Here is an 18,656-nt window from a genome sequence, read left to right on the forward strand (position 1 = left end):
AAGAAAACCAGGACAACATTTGTCCTGGTTTTCTTAATCATCGAAGAATGAAAAAAACCGGCTAGTCAGCCGATTTTCTACTATTGGTGAAGTTGTTGTTTATTCAATTGATGTTCGTATTCAGCTTTGTTCATACGAATGAGATGAAATACTTTGTCTTTCGTTTCGCTATCTAGTTTTTCGAGAATTTTACCTGCTTTATATTCGTTTGAGGTAACAATCTTTCGATAAATTTTAGATAACCGTTTATCATCTTCGGATAAATCCAAAAGGCACTGCCTCCTTATAATGAACTAAACCTTTTTCCTATCCTTAAATTACGATTTATTTTACAATATATGAAGAGAAGTAGCAAGAAATTAATATTATTATGACAGAATATTCTTATAGATAGCAACAAAAATGAATTTGAAAGGGAGTCATATCATGGAATATACAAATGAAATGAAAAATCGTTTAAAAAGAGTTGAAGGTCAAATTCGTGGCGTTCTCCGTATGATTGAAGAAGAAAAAGATTGTAAAGATGTCATTACTCAGCTTTCGGCAAGTCGGACGGCAATTGATCGTACGATTGGATTAATTGTTGGTTCCAATCTTGAAGAATGTATTCGTGAACAGCTTGATAAAGGTGAGTCCACTGAAGATGTCGTAAAAGAAGCCGTGCAATTATTAGTAAAAAGCCGCTAGTTTCATTTTTTCCATATTTTACAGAGTCGGAAAACAATTCATCATGTGGTCAATCGAAGCGAATGTGAATGTAAATAACTAACCGGAGAAATAATGAATAATAGATCTTCTCATTTCTATTATTCGCTTTCAGTTACGCTCGCGATGAATAGATAGAGATCATTGCTTTTACGTTTATTTGAAGAAGGAGGAGCAAATGAAACGTCTTAGAATTGGAATCGTAGTAGTTCTTGTTTTTTTGGCGTACAGTCTCTATTCTACTCATCAAGAGAAAGAAGTGAGTGATCCAGCACAAATGCAAGCTGCTGAAGTAATGTCTGATGCTAATGAAATAGGAATCCAAGAAGGCAACCGTGCACCTGACTTTACATTATATTCGCTCGAAGGGAAAGAAGTGAGCCTTTCAAATTTCAAAGGAAAGGTTACTTTCATTAATTTCTGGACCACCTGGTGTCCTCCTTGTAAAGAAGAAATGCCTGATATGCAGGAGTTTTATGAGCAAGATGCGAAACAGTTTGATGCGGAGATTCTTGCAGTTAATCTTACAACGAACGAGTCATCCTCACAGGTTGTAAAAGATTTTGCTAATAAAAATCATCTCACATTCCCAATATTAATGGACACAAAGGGACAACAAATGGAAACATTTGCGGCTATCACAATTCCTACTACTTATGTTATTGACAAAAATGGTATAATAATGAAGAAGGTGATTGGTCCTATGACTAAAGAAATGATGATCGATTTGGCATCCTATGCTCAAGAAAGTGATTAACTAGGTCATCTATGTCTTGTTGTTCGTTCCTTTGTTCTTTTTAAAAGACGATTTTAGGAAACACTGAGGATAAGCAGTTGACACATAAGGGGGAGTGAACTGTGACAAATTTGGGATTTGGTGTCATGCTATTTGTTATCCTGGGGTATGTCCAATACAGTTGGATTTATGAACCAGTAGATGGGATTGGATACGAATTTAAATCAAAATGGTCTTACATATCAATGTCAGTGTTTCTTGGTATATTAGTCGGCTATTTCATTACAACTGGCCTTTATCAAGCTTACTAGAAAAAGTTAGTCGTTTATGGTTTTATTGAGTTTCCATTGACGTTTGGTGAAATAGCGCTTATGCTGTAAAACGTATACTAAAACCAGTCCATCGAAGGCTGGACGGCGATTTTTCTGAGAGAGTTATTTCTCATTTTCATCGCCCTCTGTTGATTTAATCGACAGGGGGCGATTTTTTTATTGTTTTCACACAATAATTATCTCATTGTGCAGTTAAATTTATTGAAAAATGGAATGATTGGGGGATCATACATGTGGAAGTATGTACTGTTTGTTTTAGCTGCTGGATGCAGTCTGGGATCACTATCTACAATTACAAAAATAGGAATGACAAGAGGGTTTTCTGTTGGTGAACTTTTAGCAGGACAGTTTGTTATTGGGTGGTTGATCCTACTTGTTCTCCTTCTTATCTCTAAACAAAAACCAAGTTTTAAAGGAGCTGAATTTTTGTTAATAGGCGGGGCGATGATCGGATGTGTTTCCATATTCTATACGCTTTCTGTATCAAAGCTTCCAGCTTCCATTGCCGTTTTGCTTTTGTTTCAGTTTACATGGATTGGACTTGTCATTGATTCCTTGTATCAAAAGAAATGGCCAGATTTAAAAACGTTTTTTTCCGTTAGTATTCTTCTTATCGGAACGGTTCTAGCGAGTGGAATTATTGGAAGTGAGAAGTCAGCGTATGATCCACTTGGCATCGTGTTAGGGCTTCTATCAGCCATTTGTTTCGCTATGTACATTTTTATAATGGGCAAAACTTCAGTTGAAGTGCCTGCCATACAAAAAAGCTTTTTTATGGTGACGATCGCTGGTGTTCTTGTGTTAACGACATTTTCTCCAGAATCTCTTCTACATGGAGGATTATCATTAGAATGGACGCTGTTTGGTTTCTTCTTAGCGATACTTGGGAATATATTTCCTGTTCTTTTTATGGCGATCGGCGTACCGAAAGTAGGAGCAAGTATGGGCACAATTCTTAGTTCTTCAGAGCTACCAGCAGCAGTGTTTCTTTCAGCTGTTGTTTTACATGAAGCGATCTACCTTGTTCAATGGGCCGGTGTCTTTCTCATCTTAGTCGGAATTAGTATTTCTCAATTGGAAGTTTTGGGCGAAAATAAAAGAAAGAAAAAAGCAGCATAATCATAGTTAACTGACAAATAGATGGTTACGGAAACGAATGGTTATCCTTATAACCTATTTTTGTAAAGGGGAAATTGCGTAATGGAATTGTTACGTACTTACATTCAAGATTCATGGGTTCAGCTTGCCATTGCACTCGGAATATTCCTTCTCTTTCTGTTAATGAGGAAAATATTTGCGAAATATATTTATAATCTAATTCTAAAACTGAGTAGAAAATCTTCTAATGAATTTTTTACACATCTTTTCTTGGCTTTTGAAAGACCTCTCAGAATGTTATTTGTGATTATAGGGTTATATATTTCTGTGCGTTATGTATCCTTTTTAGATCACCATAATGATCTCTTTAAGGATATTATGAGCTCATCTTTAATTTTCTTGGCTGCATGGGGTCTCTATAATTTATCTTCGGCCTCTTCCTTGTTTTTCCAAACGATGAATAGCAAATATAATTTAAAGATTGATCAGCTTCTTATACCATTTCTATCAAAAACGCTTCGTCTCTTAATTGTTGCCATGACATTCAGCGTTATTGCTGGAGAATTTGGGTATGATGTGAACGGTTTTATTACAGGACTAGGACTTGGCGGTTTAGCCTTTGCTCTTGCAGCCAAAGAAACGATTGAGAATTTCTTTGGTGGCATTGTGATTATTACTGAGAAGCCTTTCTCGATAGGGGAATGGATTAAAACACCAAGTGTTGAAGGCGTAGTGGAAGATATTACATTTAGAAGTACAAAAATTCGTACGTTTGCTCAGGCTCTTGTTACTGTTCCTAATGCAAGACTGGCTAATGAGAACATTACAAACTGGTCAAAAATGGGGAAACGCCAAATTACGTTCCATCTTGGCGTAACCTACAATACACCCTCAGAAAGACTTGAAACGTGTATTAATCGTATCGAGAAAATGCTTCGGGATCACGAAGAAATACATCCAGAGACTATTTTTGTCTCGTTTGACGAGTTCAATCACAGTAGTCTTGATATCTTTCTTTATTTCTTTACAAACACAACGACCTGGGGCGACTTTTTAAATGTGAAGCAGGACGTGAATTTTAAGATTATGAAAATCATGGAGGAAGAACAAGTGTCGTTTGCCTTTCCAACGCAAACACTCCATGTTGAAAATGCTTCCTCGCATGAAGAAGAGAAAATGTATAGCTAAAGAAGAAGGCAGGTCTCCGTTTGAGAGACCTGCCTTCTTTGTTTATGCGCTTCTCTTTGATAAAGCTTTTTGTTCTTTGGTAGTTGGCTTCCTTTTGCTCCAGATAGTAGCAAGAATTGGACCGGATATATTATGCCATACACTGAAGATCGCACTAGGTACTGCGGCGATTGGATTGAAATGAGCTGCTGCGAGTGCTGCTCCAAGACCTGAATTCTGCATCCCGACTTCAATCGAGATAGCTCGTTGATCCGGTTCATTAAGTCGGAATAATTTCGCGAGAAAATAGCCAATTATTAGACCAAGCAAGTTATGAAGAATAACGATTGAGAAGATGAGCAGTCCTGTCTCTGCGATGCGCTCCTTGCTTGCACCAACGACTGCAGCCACAATGGCGACGATGGAGATGACGGAAACAAGGGGTAACGCTTTTACACTTTCAGAAACTTTTTCTTTGAAAATGAGCTTTACGATAAAACCAAGAGCGATTGGTATGACGACCATTTGGAAAATCGATAAGAATAGATCTCCAGCTGATACAGGGAGCCACTGACTCGCAAATAAGAGAACAAGTGCAGGAGTTAATAAGGGAGCGAGCAATGTTGATACGGCTGTGATGGCTACCGATAATGCGGTATTTCCTTTAGAAAGATATGTCATAACATTTGAAGCTGTTCCGCCTGGGCAACAGCCAACTAGAATGACACCTACAGCCACTTCAGCAGGGAGTTGAAAGATAACGGCAAGAGCGTAAGCGAGTAGTGGCATAACGATAAATTGTGCCGCTACTCCAATGGCAACACTTTTTGGTTGCTTCACGACTTCCTTAAAATCATTAGTCGAGAGGGTCATCCCCATGCCGAACATGATAACGCCTAGTAAAATCGTTATGTAAGAAGTGATCCACGTAAATCCTTCAGGGTACACAAACCCTAATACTGCAAATAGAAGTACCCATATTGCAAATGTATTTCCTGCGAACCGACTTGCATTTTCAAGAGCTTTCATTCCATCACATCCTTCGAAATTTTAATCTTGATTATACGCTTATTCATACAATTTTCAATACTATCTGAAAATTTACCCAATTATTTTTCCATAACGATTTTCTTCCCATAATCATGAACCTACTTGTCCGGTCATACATATTAGTAAGCAATTCATTAGGAGGGAATGACATGTCTACAGAGAAAGAAATCTTTTATGCTATAGAAGAGATTACGGAAATCGCAAAAGGGTTCGGACTCGATTATTACCCAATGCGTTATGAGATATGTCCAGCAGATATTATTTATACGTTCGGAGCATATGGAATGCCTACACGCTTCTCTCATTGGAGTTTTGGTAAACAGTTTCATAAAATGAAGCTTCAATATGATCTCGGACTCAGTAAAATTTACGAGCTTGTCATTAATTCAGATCCTTGCTATGCCTTTTTATTAGATACGAATAGCCTTATTCAAAATAAGCTTATTATTGCTCATGTATTGGCGCACTGTGACTTTTTTAAAAATAATGTTCGTTTCTCAAATACACGGAGAGACATGGTCGAAAGTATGACTGCTACAGCTGAGCGTGTTGCGTATTATGAACATCACTATGGAAAAGAAGAGGTGGAAACTTTTCTTGATGCAGTACTATCTATACAAGAACATATCGATCCTTCTATCATGCGTCCTAGACTAACTTATCATTATCAAGACGATACCCCAATTCCAGTGAAGAATGATTCACCGTACAATGATTTATGGTCAATCGATAAGGATGATTCTGCGGACGAGCCAGCTCCAAAGAAAAAGAAAAAATTCCCTCCTCAGCCAGAAAAAGATCTTCTTCTTTTTATTCAGGAGTACAGTACTGAGCTAGAGGATTGGCAACGAGATATTTTGACAATGATGAGAGAAGAAATGCTTTACTTCTGGCCACAGCTTGAAACGAAAATTATGAATGAGGGCTGGGCTAGCTACTGGCATCAACGAATTCTACGGGAAATGGATTTAACGACAGATGAAGCGATCGAATTCGCCTCTTTAAACGCGAATGTCGTGCAGCCTTCACGAACGCGGATCAATCCCTACTACCTTGGTCTGAAAATTTTCGAACATATTGAAGAAGTGTATGATCACCCAACAGAAGAAATGAAGCAGCGGGGGTTCGAACCAGGGAAAGGCCGAGAGAAAATGTTTGAGGTGCGAGAAGTAGAAGCAGATATTTCATTTATAAGAAACTATTTAACGAAAGATCTTGTACACAAAGAAGATTTGTATTTGTTTCAGAAAAAGGGTCGAGACTATAAAATCGTAGATAAAGAATGGGAGCATATTCGGGATCAACTTGTGACGATGAGGGTAAACGGCGGCTTTCCATATTTAACTGTAAATGACGGCAATTATATGAAAGCTGGTGAAATGTACCTTCACCACTCTTTTGAAGAGACAGAGCTTGATCTCCAATATTTAGAGAGAGTGCTTCCTTACATTTATCAGCTTTGGGGGCGTCCGGTTCACATGGAAACAAGAGTAGAGGATAAGGAAGTTCTGTTCTCTTATGACGGAAAGAAATTGCATCGAAGGTATTTGTAGGCGTTGGACATCCTGAGTGATTTACACAACCATTTCTGGAGTTATCTCCTTTTTATTACTCTAGCGGGTGCGTTAGGGGGAGTGGGGAATATTCTTATCTCAGGTGAGTTTCAGCGTTATCGAAAAATCGTGAACCATCAAAATCAGACGGTCTACTATAGTCTCGGGTCGATCAAAGAACCGTTTGTAGGCGCTATTGGCGGCATCTTAACAACACTTTTGTTTATTGAAACTGCCTCTGGCCAATATTTGTTATACTTAGCGCTTCTCACAGGTTTTGGAAGCAGTGCATTTCTAAAGCGATATGTGGAGCAAAAAACAGACCAAATCATCCATCAAAATAACCTTACACTTCAAAATGAAAACATCCAAACGTATGCTGTAAAGAATGAATCGGATGGATCAATGGTAAAAGGAATGATGAGTCCACCACCTGTTTACTTAACAGAAGCAGAAATGGATCGTCTCACTAAGCTTCAAGCAAAAGTCGGTGAAGCGGTAGGACCAAAGGAAGCCAAACTTTACCAATGTGAAATCAATTCGCTTCTTAATCAAGGGAAGCAACGGTCATTCTAAACACTTATGTCTTGTCGAAGAATGAGATCTATCGTATGATGTATGTGATTATGCACATATAAAGGGGATCTCATATGAAAAAAGTGATAAAACGATTCGTCCTCGTTGTTTTGCTGTTAATCGTCGTCCTTGCGATTGCTTTCTATTTCTGGGCAAAGTCTGCCTATGAACCAACAGAAGAAGCGCTAACTTACATGGAAGAGTCAAATGAAAATGAATTAACATTTGGATCAAAAGAAGCAGATAAAGGCATTATCTTTTATCAAGGCGGTAAAGTTGAAGAAGAAGCCTATGCTTATCTAGGGAATCAGCTTGCCGAGAACGGTTATTTTGTTGTTATCCCTCGCCTAACGTTAAACCTCGCTATTCTGGATGGTGATAAAGCTGAGGGAATAATTGAGCGCTATAGAGGGATAAATGATTGGTACGTTGGTGGTCATTCGCTAGGTGGTGCTGTTGCGTCCTCATTTGCTATTGAGCACCCTGACGTCATACAAGGTTTGTTTTTCCTTGCTGCCTATCCGATTGAAGACATGTCAAACGGAAATATGCCTACTTTAACAATCTACGGGGAAGATGATGGAGTAGCCGTTCTATCTGATCAAAAAGAAAAGGAAAGCTTGTTATCCACTCACTCAGAAATCCATGTCATTAAAGGTGGAAACCATGCGAATTACGGTATGTACGGTGAACAAAAAGGGGATAATCCAGCATCTATTACTTCAAAACAACAAATCAATGAAACCGTTAAGATTGTAACTAATTGGATAGAAGAACAATGAGAAGCTGTCTATAGACAGCTTCTCATTTTTTGTTTTGTATTATTTTTGGAATTGGAAAGGTGAGATATGTAAAAGATGGTAAGAAGATTCTCAATAATGGGGTATCTAGTAAAGAGATTGACAGAAAGCGTATATGGGTTAAGATAGGGAATGTGATTATCTAACCCTTCATATGAGATAAACTCCTTGCAATCGAAGTCGTTCATTTTGAACTTATAGGAAGGAGCTCTCTCTCAAACGTTTGTATTATATGAAAAGGCTGTGGATGCTTTGTTAAGATCTCGATTTCGACGAATCCGATTAACGTCTGTTCAGTTAATCGTTTTGTTTTATTTAATAGCGGTAACGGTTTCCACTTTTTTAATTGGTTTACCAATTGCCCACCAACCTGGCGTGCATGTTTCCTTTGTTGATGCCCTATTTACAGCCGTTAGTGCGGTAAGCGTAACGGGACTTTCTGTTGTATCCATTGCAGATACATTCAGCGTACCAGGAATCTTTATTCTTGCGGCAGTCCTACAAATTGGCGGAATTGGCATTATGACTCTTGGTACATTTGTATGGCTAGTCATGGGTAAAAAGATTGGATTGAAAGAAAGACAGCTGATCATGACAGATCAAAATCAATCAACGCTTTCTGGATTAGTGCAATTAATGAAACAAATACTTGGCTTAATTTTTATTATTGAATTGATTGGAGCTCTCGTCCTGGGCACTTATTATCTTCGCTTTTTTGAAACCTGGCAAGAAGCCTACTTACAGGGATTCTTTGCTTCGGTAAGTGCAACAACAAATGGTGGTTTTGATATAACCGGTAGTTCCCTGCAGCCGTTTGCTCATGACTATTTCGTGCAATTTATACACATCTTATTGATTGTGACTGGGGCAATTGGATTTCCGGTTCTGATTGAAGTGAAAAACTTTTTATTTGCTAGACAGAATAGTTATCGCTACAAATTTTCTTTGTTTACGAAATTAACCACAATGACGTTCTTTGTACTGGTCGTGTCGGGTGCTATTCTAATTTGGGCATTTGAGGCTACAACCTTTTTTGCCGATAAGAACTGGCACGAGTCCTTCTTCTATGCGATGTTTCAATCAGTCACAACCCGTAGTGGAGGCTTAGCAACGATGGATGTTAACCAATTCCAAGAGCCTACCCAATTGTTAATGTCTGCTCTAATGTTTATTGGGGCTTCACCGAGCAGTGTAGGTGGTGGGGTTCGGACAACAACCTTTGCGATTGTGCTGCTCGCTATCTTCTTCTTCGCAAAGGGTGGAACATCGATAAAGATATTTGGACGAGAATTGCATCATGAGGATATTCATAAAGCTTTTGTTGTCTTCACTGTAGCCATTATCGTGTGGAGCTGCGGTATTATTATGCTTTCGTTTTCAGAACCTTTTCCGATTGTGGCAATCATTTTTGAAGTATCCTCAGCGTTTGGTACTACTGGTTTATCGATGGGCGTCACACCCGGATTAAGTACTTTCGGTAAAATTGTAATCATGTGTCTAATGTTTATCGGGAGAATTGGGATTCTTTCGTTTCTGTTCCTTATTCGAGGGACGGTTTTACGCGAAAGATATCACTATCCAACAGAACGAGTTATTATTGGGTAATTGCAAGGGGCATAGTGCCTCTTGCTTTTTTTTGCGTTCTTACCTTTTGGTGTCGATCCTAACCGGCCACTTCCGCTTTTCTTGGTCTAGCTCCAGTGCCTGCCGTGTCTAATCGCCCACTTCCGCTTTTCTTGTCCAGCTGCGACTCGCAGAAACTGCGATATTTCACTCTTTCACCAGAACACAAAGACAGTGTTCTAGTTCAAGAGTTCCAATATCTCCGTTTCTAAACGCTCGTCTCCGCTTTTCTTTGATCCAGCTGCAGCACCCAGCCTCTCGATCGCTTCACCCCATAAAATGAACACAAAGAGTGTGTTCTTTTTATGGGGCTCCAGCGCTTTTCGAGGCTAAACGGGCGCTTCCGCTTTTCTGGACTTATTTACCAAAAAATATTGGTATATAAAAATCGGGATTTCACAAACTAGTTGTACAAAGGAGGTGATTGACATGGCTCAACAACAAAGCAGACAAGGAAGCTCTAACAACCTTGTGGTACCTGGTGTGGCTCAAGCTATCGACCAGATGAAGTATGAAATCGCTACTGAATTCGGAGTGCAACTTGGTCCGGACTCAACTTCTCGCGCTAACGGATCTGTTGGTGGAGAAATCACTAAGCGTTTGGTTCAAATGGCTGAACAACAGCTTGGCGGTTACCAAAAATAATTTTATACCATGGCTGTAAGGGGTGGATACGTCCATCCCTTCTTAGGTGATTGATCTAGAGAAGGAGGAGGATTTCATGTCTTTTGAATGTCCGCTCTGTAATAGCTTTGCTGCTATCGAACTTGTCTGTCAGGTATGTGAAGATAGGTTAGCTGATAAGGGAAGAGAAGCGGAGTACTATGATGAATATAGTGCTTATGAGCCCATTGAAGCAATGAAGAAAACGGATGGATATAAAAGTGAAACGCATGAATGCCCCCATCTTCTATCTTGTCCAACTTGCGGATGGAGTGACGTGTATTTAATTGAAGAATGGATTACATAGCAAAGAGCTGCCAATTCCTGCAGCTCTTTACCTTGTTATGAGGATGGGATAGACAATTTTTTCTCAAGAAAGCTTTGAATCAGATTAAGAATCGTTGTGAAGAACCAATAGATGAAGGCTGCTGTTAATAAAATCGGTAAGACTTTAAAATTTGAAGCAGCAATCTGATCGGCATTATAAGTTAGCTCTGAAATAGTTAGTACAGAAGCAAGAGACGAGGCTTTTACGATATCAATTAAAGAATTCCATACTGGTGGAATGGCTCTTCTCCAAGCTTGAGGTAAAATAACCTCTTTGTAAATTAACGACTTTTTCATCCCAAGTGACATTGCAGCTTCCCATTGTCCTTTTGAGAGGGAAAGAATGGCTGCTCGAAATGATTCAGAGATATAGGCTCCAAAGTGTAAAATAAGGCCAGTGTAGGCGGCTTGCCAGGCTGTTAATTGGATCTCAACCGAGACAAGACCATAATACAAAATAAATAATTGGATTAGTAGAGGGGTGCCTCTGAAGAATGAGACGTACAATTTTGCTAATCCAGTCGCTACTTTACTTTTTGAAAGACGCAACAATGCAATGATTAATCCAACGAATAAAGCCCCAAAGATGGAAAAGAAACTAAGGAGAAGTGTATTCTTCGCCCCTTCAAGAAGAAAGGGCAAAGAATTGATTAACACATCAGTTGTTTCACTCACTTACATTCTCTCCATCAAAATATTCTTTAGAAATGTCTGCAAGTGTTCCATCTTCTTTCATTTCCTTCAATGCATCATTGATCTTTTTAACCAGATCATCATTCCCTTTTGGAAGAGCAAAGGCCATTTCTGTTTTATTGAACGTTTCACCGACACCTTTTACTTTATAATCTTGCTCGGGAAGTTCCGTTAAAATAAAAAGACGGTCATTCATCGCTGCATCAATGTTACGTTCATTGCTAAGGTCAGTGAGGACCTGGTTCGCACCTTTGTAGATTTTGGTTTCAGCGCCTGCTTCTTCAGCAGATTGCGCGTAGTTACTTCCTTGTGTTGTTCCTACTGTTTTTCCTTCAAGATCCTCGATTCCTTTGATATCTTCATTATTCTCGTTGACAATTACTTGGCCACCAGAATAGGTATAAGGCTCTGTAAAGTCGAACTGTTCCTTACGTTCGTCAGTAATGGTCACCTGGTTCGCTACCATGTCGATACGCTCAGTTTCAAGAGAAGAGAGAAGACCTTTCCATTCAATCGCTTTAAATTCTGCCTTCATCCCAATCCGATCGGCTACTTCTCGGGCAACTTCCACGTCATAGCCAGTGATGTCATTGTTATCATCTCGATAGCTAAATGGAGGATAAGTTGCTTCTGTTCCAATTAAGAGTGTTTCTTTTTCATCAGAACTACCTTCTTCGCCATTTTCTGTATTTTCATTACTACCGCAGGCAGCTAGTACAGTAAGTGTTAATGCAAGTACTAATCCTACCATCCATTTTTTATTCAAAATAAAGTCCTCCTTTTAATTCCTACAAAATTGATGTGAATTCTGTATTTATTGTAGTTAGCATTTAACTTAAAGTCAATCAAGAAACATTATTGACGTTAATTTACTTGTTCATGCAAAGCACAAATAAAAAAGCTTCCTCGTTTTAAGAGAAAGCTTTTTCTATTCAGTGATTAACGAATGCGAAGTTCTGATTCTGTATCAAAGAAATGACACTTGTTCATATCAAACGCAAGGCTGATATTCTGACCGTTTTGAATATCAGTACGGGAGTCCACGCGTGCGACGAAGTCTTGATCCGCTACTTTTGAATAAAGGTATGTTTCAGCACCCATCAATTCAGCTACATCAATGACGGCATTTACTTTAGTATCTTGAGAAGATTCGATGAACACAGGCTCATCGTGAATATCTTCAGGACGAATACCGAGCATAACTTCTTTATTCAAGTATCCTTGATCACGAAGGACTTTCATTTTTCCTTCAGGAACTTTTACTTGAACATCACCTAGTTTGAAGAAACCATCTTGCAATGTACCACGGAAGAAGTTCATGGCAGGGGATCCGATAAATCCGCCAACAAAAACGTTATCAGGTGCATCGTAAACTTCTTTTGGTGAACCCACTTGTTGGATTACGCCATCTTTCATAATAACGATCCGTGTTGCCATCGTCATCGCTTCCGTTTGGTCATGCGTTACGTAGATTGTCGTCGTTTGAAGGCGCTGGTGTAGCTTGGAGATTTCAGCACGCATCTGTACACGAAGCTTAGCATCAAGGTTTGAAAGCGGCTCATCCATCAAGAATACTTGTGGATCACGAACAATGGCACGACCTAGTGCAACACGCTGACGCTGACCACCTGAGAGTGCTTTAGGTTTACGATCGAGCAAACTTTCAAGCCCAAGAATACGAGCAGCATCCGTTACACGGCGCTCGATTTCTTTTTTATCGAACTTGCGTAATTTCAATCCAAATGCCATGTTATCGTATACGTTCATATGAGGATACAGCGCATAGTTTTGGAATACCATTGCGATATCACGATCTTTTGGTGCAACGTCATTCACGCGACGATCACCAATGACGAGGTCACCATCTGAGATATCTTCAAGGCCGGCAATCATACGAAGTGTAGTTGATTTACCGCAACCGGAAGGACCTACAAATACGATGAATTCCTTATCTTTAATATCTAAATTAAAGTCTTTTACTGCTTCAAATTTGTTATCATATCTTTTATAAATGTGATTGAGAGTAATCTCTGCCATGTTAATGCCTCCTATGAAATGAACTCCTTTTGCTAGTTCTAAGTCTACTCTATGAAAACGCTATCGTAAATTGGAAGCGTGCACAAAATTGTCTGGTGGTTTTGTGCATTTTGAACGAAAGAGGTTTATTTTTAGGAAAGGTCAGTGACACAAAAAAACTGCGTTCATGAACGCAGTTCCATCGCGAGGAGAGAAAGGTAAACCATGACAGCTCCTTGAAAGCTTTTAACATCAATGCCGGTTTTTTCAATAAACTTGTCGACACGGTATTGAAGACTATTCCTATGTACGTAAAGCTGTTTAGCTGCAAGAGTAATATTTAAGTTTGATTCTAAATAAATGCGAATGCTTTTTAGAAGTTCTGCATCAAGTTGAACGGGTTCTATTAATTTCCCTAAGTAGTCAATCGTTTCTTCACTTGCTTCATGAAAGAGAACGGCTGGAACAATTTCCTGGTGAGTGAAGACCATTTGAGAGGGCATCAGATCTCGTCCTGTAGAAAACCATTTTTTTTCAGCTTTATACACACGTTTTAAATGATTGTTGTCAGAATGACGAATTGTTTGGCCAACAAATAAAGACATTCCAGTGAAAAAGTCAGCTGTTAGAGCTGCAGCTGTTTGTTCCAATTCCTGAACGATTTGTTCGTCAACTTCGGTTGTTTGTACAAGTACGCCCTTTCTGTCATTTTCGAATAAAAGAACCGTTTCCTCAGAAAATAGTCCAGTCATAGCCTCAATGAAATCAGACAAATCGGTTGGCGCTTCTTTTAAATAAAAATGAATATACCGGATAGGTGGTTTCAGATTCAGTTCAACGCTTATATCATCCTCAAAAAGGAGAGAAGTCCATTTCTTTTGAACCTCATTCATTTGGTTATCGATTAGACGAAGGGAAGGGAAAATGGCATTGAGAAGATCCTTCTCTCGTTTGGTAAGACGTGTTTTGCTTATCCCAAATTCTTCTCCGTCAGTCGTGCGATACCAGTAGAAGAGATCAGGTTGTTCGGAGGTGAGGACATAATCATTTCCGTATAATTCGGCAAGTTTTGCATTCATAAGTGGTCCTCCTAATGTGCAGTTATCCTCTAGTATAACGTAATCGTCCATTCAACTTAATAGAGAAGCACATGAAAAGAACCTCTTTAAGGGCAAGAGGTTCTTTCAGTCGCTGGTCTACTGATCTTTCTTATCTTTTCTTTCTTTGCTTGTGTATGGAGGCTCTTGTTCCATAATGGGAATGGCTTCCTCAATTTGTGCCTGTCTATAACTTTGATGAACGGCGCCGCCAGCCATTCCTTCATTAACCATACGGTCAATATCCATATCATATTTATCGCGGCCTTCGTACATAGAGTCTTCTGTTCGTTTATTTGGCAACCTTATCCATCTCCTTATTTTGTTGAATAAGGTTAGTATGCGTTCCTGGGATAAGGATTATGAGTCTTGTTCATATACATGGAAAAGCATAAGCTCATGGATCTGGGACTGAAGTTTGTTTTGGTCCGATTCAGGTGGAGCGGGCTGAAACCATTCGAATTCTCCAGTATGGAGGTATAATGTACGGTAATACGTTCCCTGATAGAAAAAAGATACTTCCCATTTAGGTTTTCTAACTTTTGATCCAACCGGTTTATATTGAAAGTGTGAAATCATTGTATTCCCCCATGTCACTTTTTAATCATCATAACATAGGAAGTTAATACGCAGAATAAGTTCGAAAAGATGTGAGGAGGGATCGGATATAAGCTTGATGAATCAAAGGTTCATCGAAACGCATTGGTTTTGCATTTGCTTCAAAGATCCACATCCTCCCATCGTGATCTTTGCCGATATCTAACGAACATTCAAGCATCTCTTCTTTTTCTTCGAGGGCTTCTGCCGTAAGAATCGCGAGTGCGTTTAATCGTGCTTCGTCTTCTTGAGTGGCAACCTTATGAAATGGAAGGATCCGCCCTCCTTTTGGGACATGAGTTGTCAGGCCATTAGGTGGTGCTGCACGAATGCCAATGCCAGTCACCTGCCAGCTTTTGAAGGGTTTTTGTAACAGAACTCGAAAGTCGTAAGGATCTCCCTGGTGTGTAACCAGTTTAATGTCACGTTGCATGAGATAAGCTTCATCAATTTGAGTCATGAGATGTTCTTGTAGGGAGGGGAATGTTGAAAATAAATAATTTCTTTCATGATCGATATACTGAAACCCTGAATCCACTTTTTTTACTTTAAATATCCCTCTCCCCTTACTACCAGAAGTGGGTTTGAAAAAAATCGAGGGATTCGATTTGAGAAAGTGTAAGAAGTTGCCTTCCGTAGCAGGGGCTGTCTCTGGTATGAATGGCGATAGGGCTTCATTTGCGGCTAAATGAGAAAGTATATGATCTTTCTGAAAAAATGACCGGTTAAAATAAGGAATTCCTTTCTTCTTTAATAAGTTAAAAAAAGCGGTCACTTTATTCGAACGCTCTTCTTCGCGGTTAGGAATTCGATTGTAAACAATATTAGGATAAGGGAAGCGAAAACCTGTCCATTTTTGTAAAAAGTGATTGTAAAGATAACCTGTTATAAACGAAGGATAAATATCATCAGGAGTGAAGACGTAAGAAAGTCCACCACATTCAGTAAGCTCCTGTTGAATGGTTTTAAATATTGGACCATTCCCACTGAAGTGATGCTTTCGATTCGATCCAGCAAGAATGCCGACAAGAGGCCTGATGGCATCGTGAGACGATTGCAATTGAATAATAGAAGAAGAGGAAGAGGGAAAGGGAGAGAGCTTTGATGGCTCTTTCCCCCAATAAATGGATTGATAGCTACTCTTCTGATACCAGCGTTTGTTTGCATGACTATAAAATAATTCGATCATACTCTAGAAACCACGTGTTTCTCAATTGTAGATTGGGCTAAAAAGATAGCATATTCCATCGGTAACATTCTTGTTTTTACTTCTTCTGATTTAAGTTTCGGATGTGAAAAGATTCCTCTTCCCGGTTTAGAATTCGCTTCAAATAAATAAATTTCCCCGTCTTTCGTTATGCCAAGATCAAAACCAATCTCGCCAATAAAGCCAGCGATTTTCTTATCAATGGCTCGACTTAATTGAAGGGATGCCTCCATTAAATCAGTCTCTACCTGTTTTTTGACCCCATATTCCGAAATAAGTTCTCCTATCGTTTTAACCGTTCCGTTTGATGCCATGTGAGTCGTTAAACTTCCAGCACCGGCAATCTTCGCAGCAATTGCACTAACTTCCCAGTGTCCTTCTTTGTTTTTATTCGTATGGACGCGATAATCCATCGACCGATGATGAATGCGATGTAAATCAATTCCCTGTTGCGCAATCAGACCTTCCAGACCGTTTGGATATTGCGTTTTCATTAGCCTTGCAAGAGAAGTATACCGTCTAAGTCGGTTTTCTTTATCTGTTCTGAAACGGCAATAATAATATTTTTCGTTTGCCGGTTTTAAGATTTGCTGAATCCCAAGTCCAAGACTTCCATTGGCTGGTTTAATATAAACTTGCTCATACTCTTTCAGCATACGTGACACTATTGTTGTTTTAGGACTTAAAACGGTTTCTGGTAAGTAGTCCTTTACGGTCTCATCCTCCCGTAATTTTTCGAACATCGTCCACTTATCAAAAAAACCAGGGTTAAACCATGGAGTGAAGTATTGCGATTGAAGTTTCTTCATCGTTGAACTTACTTGTTCAATGCTTGCCGAACTACGGTTCGGTAGGCGATCGTATACAACATCAGGGATTGGCACTGTGACTCTGTACCAACCCTTTTTGTTATACATCACCCCTTTAATACTTCCCGTTTTCCAATCAATATGGTGGGCGCCAAAAGCAAAGCCAATTGCGCCACACTTTAGGGTGGCTGACAATAATTTAGCGAAGTACATGCTACGTTCACCAATCGGCCTCATACTATCCTTGGTAAAACCAGCAGTGAAAATCCCAATTAATGGTCCTATATGCAGGGAAGGACCTTTTTCAAACAAGTGAACAGATGTTTCCGAAGGTACACCTAATACCTTCCATAAATCTTCTGATAGAAGGTACTCTTCCTTGTTATCAGGATGCGGAGAAACTGTGCAAAAGGACCTTCTTGAGCCAAAACAAAGCTGATTCGGAAAAGAAACTTGATCTACCCAACGCTTAAACAGAGAGGGTGGAACATAAAAGTTTCCTTGAGAAGCACTATCCTTTTTTAATGGAAGAATCGTGTTCATAGCAGTTAACCCCTTTCTTCTCACTTATGAGTGATTGGCAGTAATGGAATGGAATCGCATCGTAATTTCGATGCGACCGAATGGCCTTATGTCCTGGTTTTGAATTTGCTTCAAGTAACCAGACTTTACCTGTTCGATCAATTCCAAAGTCTAAACCAAGTTCAAACAGTGGAGGGAAATCCTTTTCTAGGAGAGAAGCGACACAATGAGAAAGTCGGCTAATTTTTTGTTCTGCTTGATGAAAGACACCCTCTGGTATGAGGAGCTGTTGATCGGTTTGGATAGAACCTCCGCTATGCAAGTTTGATACAAAAGATTCAGCGTTTCCTACACGAGTTGCACGACCAATTTCTTCCCAGGTAGCATAAGAGGTTTTCTTCATCACTACTCTGCGATCAAAAGGTCGATCCTTCTGGTCAAGTAAAGAAAGCCATTGCTGGGCGATATAATCACGCTCTTTTAGAACGCTCCTAATCATTTTGAGTAAAGAACCAGTATTATCATAAGTATGATGAAGGATATGCCCATTATGATTGATTTGCACACCAATCTTGTGAAGGTTTTTAGTAATCAGCATCAGACCATTTCCTTGTGAGCCGATACTTGGTTTCAAAATAAGTTTATCGTGTTCGATTAACATATCTGCTAAGACTTTAGCGCATGTGTGAGGTTGGAGCTTTATCGATTGTGGGAGATGACGGTTTAGTAAGGCATTTTTCTTTAAATGTTTGTGAATTTCCCACTTTCCAGGAAGGCCGTGGCCAAGGAATGTCGTATCTGCTTTCGTTTTTAGCCATTTTATAAAAGCGGTTTCTTTCGCGGTACAGTTACCGTTATGAAAGCACCGGTCATAAATAAAGTTGGGTACTGGAAAATCTATTTCCACCCAATCCTTTTGTATTTGACTGTATGTTACCCCTCGTAAGTGATGAGAAGAAAGCTGATTAGGGATAAAGCGATAGACGTCGAATCCTAAAGCGATCCCAGCTTCACTTAATTTGAAGACATAGTCTTTTTCGTGTTGAAGTGAATATTGTAATATCCCAAGTGACTTCATGACATCC

22 protein-coding genes are annotated in these 18,656 nt (G+C 39.3%); 11 read left to right on the forward strand and 11 right to left on the reverse strand.

Features of this window, described 5'->3' with window-relative positions; all coding sequences use genetic code 11:
* Window positions 1–80: 80 nt before the first annotated feature.
* Window positions 81–269 (reverse strand): hypothetical protein, encoded by a 189-nt coding sequence (locus LC090_RS18100; protein WP_194220044.1) that lies wholly within the window; start codon window positions 267–269, stop codon window positions 81–83.
* A 157-nt stretch (window positions 270–426) separates the two neighbouring features.
* Here LC090_RS18100 and LC090_RS18105 point away from each other — a divergent pair, with 157 nt between their 5' ends.
* From LC090_RS18105 to LC090_RS18125, 5 genes are all read left to right on the forward strand, one after another.
* Entirely contained in the window at window positions 427–687 is a 261-nt protein-coding gene (locus LC090_RS18105) for a metal-sensitive transcriptional regulator (protein WP_098446390.1), read from the forward strand.
* 196 nt (window positions 688–883) lie between these two features.
* On the forward strand, window positions 884–1,462 hold the full coding sequence (locus LC090_RS18110; protein ID WP_226659427.1) for a peroxiredoxin family protein: 579 nt from the start codon (window positions 884–886) through the stop codon (window positions 1,460–1,462).
* A gap of 101 nt (window positions 1,463–1,563) precedes the next feature.
* A complete protein-coding gene (locus LC090_RS18115; RefSeq protein ID WP_226659428.1) occupies window positions 1,564–1,752 on the forward strand; it encodes a hypothetical protein in 189 nt (62 codons plus the stop codon).
* Window positions 1,753–2,004: 252 nt separating this feature from the next.
* Window positions 2,005–2,892, forward strand: coding sequence for an EamA family transporter (locus tag LC090_RS18120; RefSeq protein ID WP_226659429.1), 888 nt, complete (start codon window positions 2,005–2,007; stop codon window positions 2,890–2,892).
* 81 nt (window positions 2,893–2,973) lie between these two features.
* Window positions 2,974–4,059, forward strand: coding sequence for a mechanosensitive ion channel family protein (locus tag LC090_RS18125; protein ID WP_226659430.1), 1,086 nt, complete (start codon window positions 2,974–2,976; stop codon window positions 4,057–4,059).
* A gap of 42 nt (window positions 4,060–4,101) precedes the next feature.
* Here the strand turns inward: LC090_RS18125 and LC090_RS18130 are convergent, their stop codons facing one another.
* Complete coding sequence (locus LC090_RS18130; RefSeq protein WP_226659431.1) at window positions 4,102–5,067, reverse strand: bile acid:sodium symporter family protein; 966 nt, start codon at window positions 5,065–5,067, stop codon at window positions 4,102–4,104.
* Window positions 5,068–5,237: 170 nt separating this feature from the next.
* Between LC090_RS18130 and LC090_RS18135 the strand changes: the two genes are divergently transcribed.
* The 6 genes from LC090_RS18135 to LC090_RS18160 all read left to right on the forward strand — a co-directional run bounded on the left by LC090_RS18135 (window position 5,238) and on the right by LC090_RS18160 (window position 10,610).
* Complete coding sequence (locus LC090_RS18135) at window positions 5,238–6,641, forward strand: SpoVR family protein (protein ID WP_226659432.1); 1,404 nt, start codon at window positions 5,238–5,240, stop codon at window positions 6,639–6,641.
* 81 nt (window positions 6,642–6,722) lie between these two features.
* Window positions 6,723–7,217 (forward strand): hypothetical protein, encoded by a 495-nt coding sequence (locus tag LC090_RS18140; RefSeq protein ID WP_226659433.1) that lies wholly within the window; start codon window positions 6,723–6,725, stop codon window positions 7,215–7,217.
* 74 nt (window positions 7,218–7,291) lie between these two features.
* Window positions 7,292–7,999 (forward strand): alpha/beta hydrolase, encoded by a 708-nt coding sequence (locus LC090_RS18145; protein ID WP_226659434.1) that lies wholly within the window; start codon window positions 7,292–7,294, stop codon window positions 7,997–7,999.
* Between the two features lie 270 nt (window positions 8,000–8,269).
* Window positions 8,270–9,622 carry a TrkH family potassium uptake protein gene (locus tag LC090_RS18150; protein WP_226659435.1) on the forward strand — a complete coding sequence of 451 codons (1,353 nt, stop codon included), beginning with the start codon at window positions 8,270–8,272 and terminating at the stop codon, window positions 9,620–9,622.
* A 447-nt stretch (window positions 9,623–10,069) separates the two neighbouring features.
* Complete coding sequence (locus LC090_RS18155) at window positions 10,070–10,285, forward strand: alpha/beta-type small acid-soluble spore protein (RefSeq protein WP_048313244.1); 216 nt, start codon at window positions 10,070–10,072, stop codon at window positions 10,283–10,285.
* 76 nt (window positions 10,286–10,361) lie between these two features.
* Window positions 10,362–10,610 carry a hypothetical protein gene (locus LC090_RS18160; RefSeq protein ID WP_226659436.1) on the forward strand — a complete coding sequence of 83 codons (249 nt, stop codon included), beginning with the start codon at window positions 10,362–10,364 and terminating at the stop codon, window positions 10,608–10,610.
* Window positions 10,611–10,645: 35 nt separating this feature from the next.
* Here LC090_RS18160 and LC090_RS18165 read toward each other — a convergent pair whose 3' ends face one another.
* The 9 genes from LC090_RS18165 to LC090_RS18205 all read right to left on the reverse strand — a co-directional run bounded on the left by LC090_RS18165 (window position 10,646) and on the right by LC090_RS18205 (window position 18,649).
* Complete coding sequence (locus tag LC090_RS18165) at window positions 10,646–11,305, reverse strand: amino acid ABC transporter permease (protein WP_226659437.1); 660 nt, start codon at window positions 11,303–11,305, stop codon at window positions 10,646–10,648.
* On the reverse strand, window positions 11,298–12,089 hold the full coding sequence (locus LC090_RS18170; protein WP_226659438.1) for a transporter substrate-binding domain-containing protein: 792 nt from the start codon (window positions 12,087–12,089) through the stop codon (window positions 11,298–11,300). Before LC090_RS18170 ends, LC090_RS18165 begins: the two co-directional genes overlap by 8 nt.
* A 173-nt stretch (window positions 12,090–12,262) precedes the next feature.
* Window positions 12,263–13,360 carry an ABC transporter ATP-binding protein gene (locus tag LC090_RS18175; protein ID WP_224598707.1) on the reverse strand — a complete coding sequence of 366 codons (1,098 nt, stop codon included), beginning with the start codon at window positions 13,358–13,360 and terminating at the stop codon, window positions 12,263–12,265.
* A gap of 164 nt (window positions 13,361–13,524) precedes the next feature.
* Window positions 13,525–14,418 (reverse strand): PucR family transcriptional regulator, encoded by an 894-nt coding sequence (locus LC090_RS18180; protein WP_226659439.1) that lies wholly within the window; start codon window positions 14,416–14,418, stop codon window positions 13,525–13,527.
* Window positions 14,419–14,535: 117 nt separating this feature from the next.
* Window positions 14,536–14,739: a hypothetical protein gene (locus LC090_RS18185; protein ID WP_226659697.1), complete on the reverse strand. Its 204-nt coding sequence runs from the start codon at window positions 14,737–14,739 to the stop codon at window positions 14,536–14,538.
* A gap of 57 nt (window positions 14,740–14,796) precedes the next feature.
* Window positions 14,797–15,015 carry a DUF5342 family protein gene (locus tag LC090_RS18190; RefSeq protein WP_226659440.1) on the reverse strand — a complete coding sequence of 73 codons (219 nt, stop codon included), beginning with the start codon at window positions 15,013–15,015 and terminating at the stop codon, window positions 14,797–14,799.
* Between the two features lie 43 nt (window positions 15,016–15,058).
* Window positions 15,059–16,222: a YheC/YheD family protein gene (locus tag LC090_RS18195; protein WP_226659441.1), complete on the reverse strand. Its 1,164-nt coding sequence runs from the start codon at window positions 16,220–16,222 to the stop codon at window positions 15,059–15,061.
* The gene (locus LC090_RS18200; RefSeq protein ID WP_226659442.1) at window positions 16,219–17,592 is read right to left on the reverse strand and encodes a YheC/YheD family protein; all 1,374 of its coding nucleotides are present in this window, start codon (window positions 17,590–17,592) and stop codon (window positions 16,219–16,221) included. The genes LC090_RS18195 and LC090_RS18200 overlap by 4 nt, the downstream gene beginning before the upstream one ends.
* On the reverse strand, window positions 17,561–18,649 hold the full coding sequence (locus tag LC090_RS18205; protein WP_226659443.1) for a YheC/YheD family protein: 1,089 nt from the start codon (window positions 18,647–18,649) through the stop codon (window positions 17,561–17,563). The genes LC090_RS18200 and LC090_RS18205 overlap by 32 nt, the downstream gene beginning before the upstream one ends.
* Between the last annotated feature and the right edge of the window lie 7 nt (window positions 18,650–18,656).

This window comes from Guptibacillus hwajinpoensis (assembly GCF_020524165.1).
In the GTDB taxonomy this organism is placed as follows: Bacteria; Bacillota; Bacilli; order Bacillales; family Guptibacillaceae; genus Guptibacillus; species Guptibacillus hwajinpoensis_D.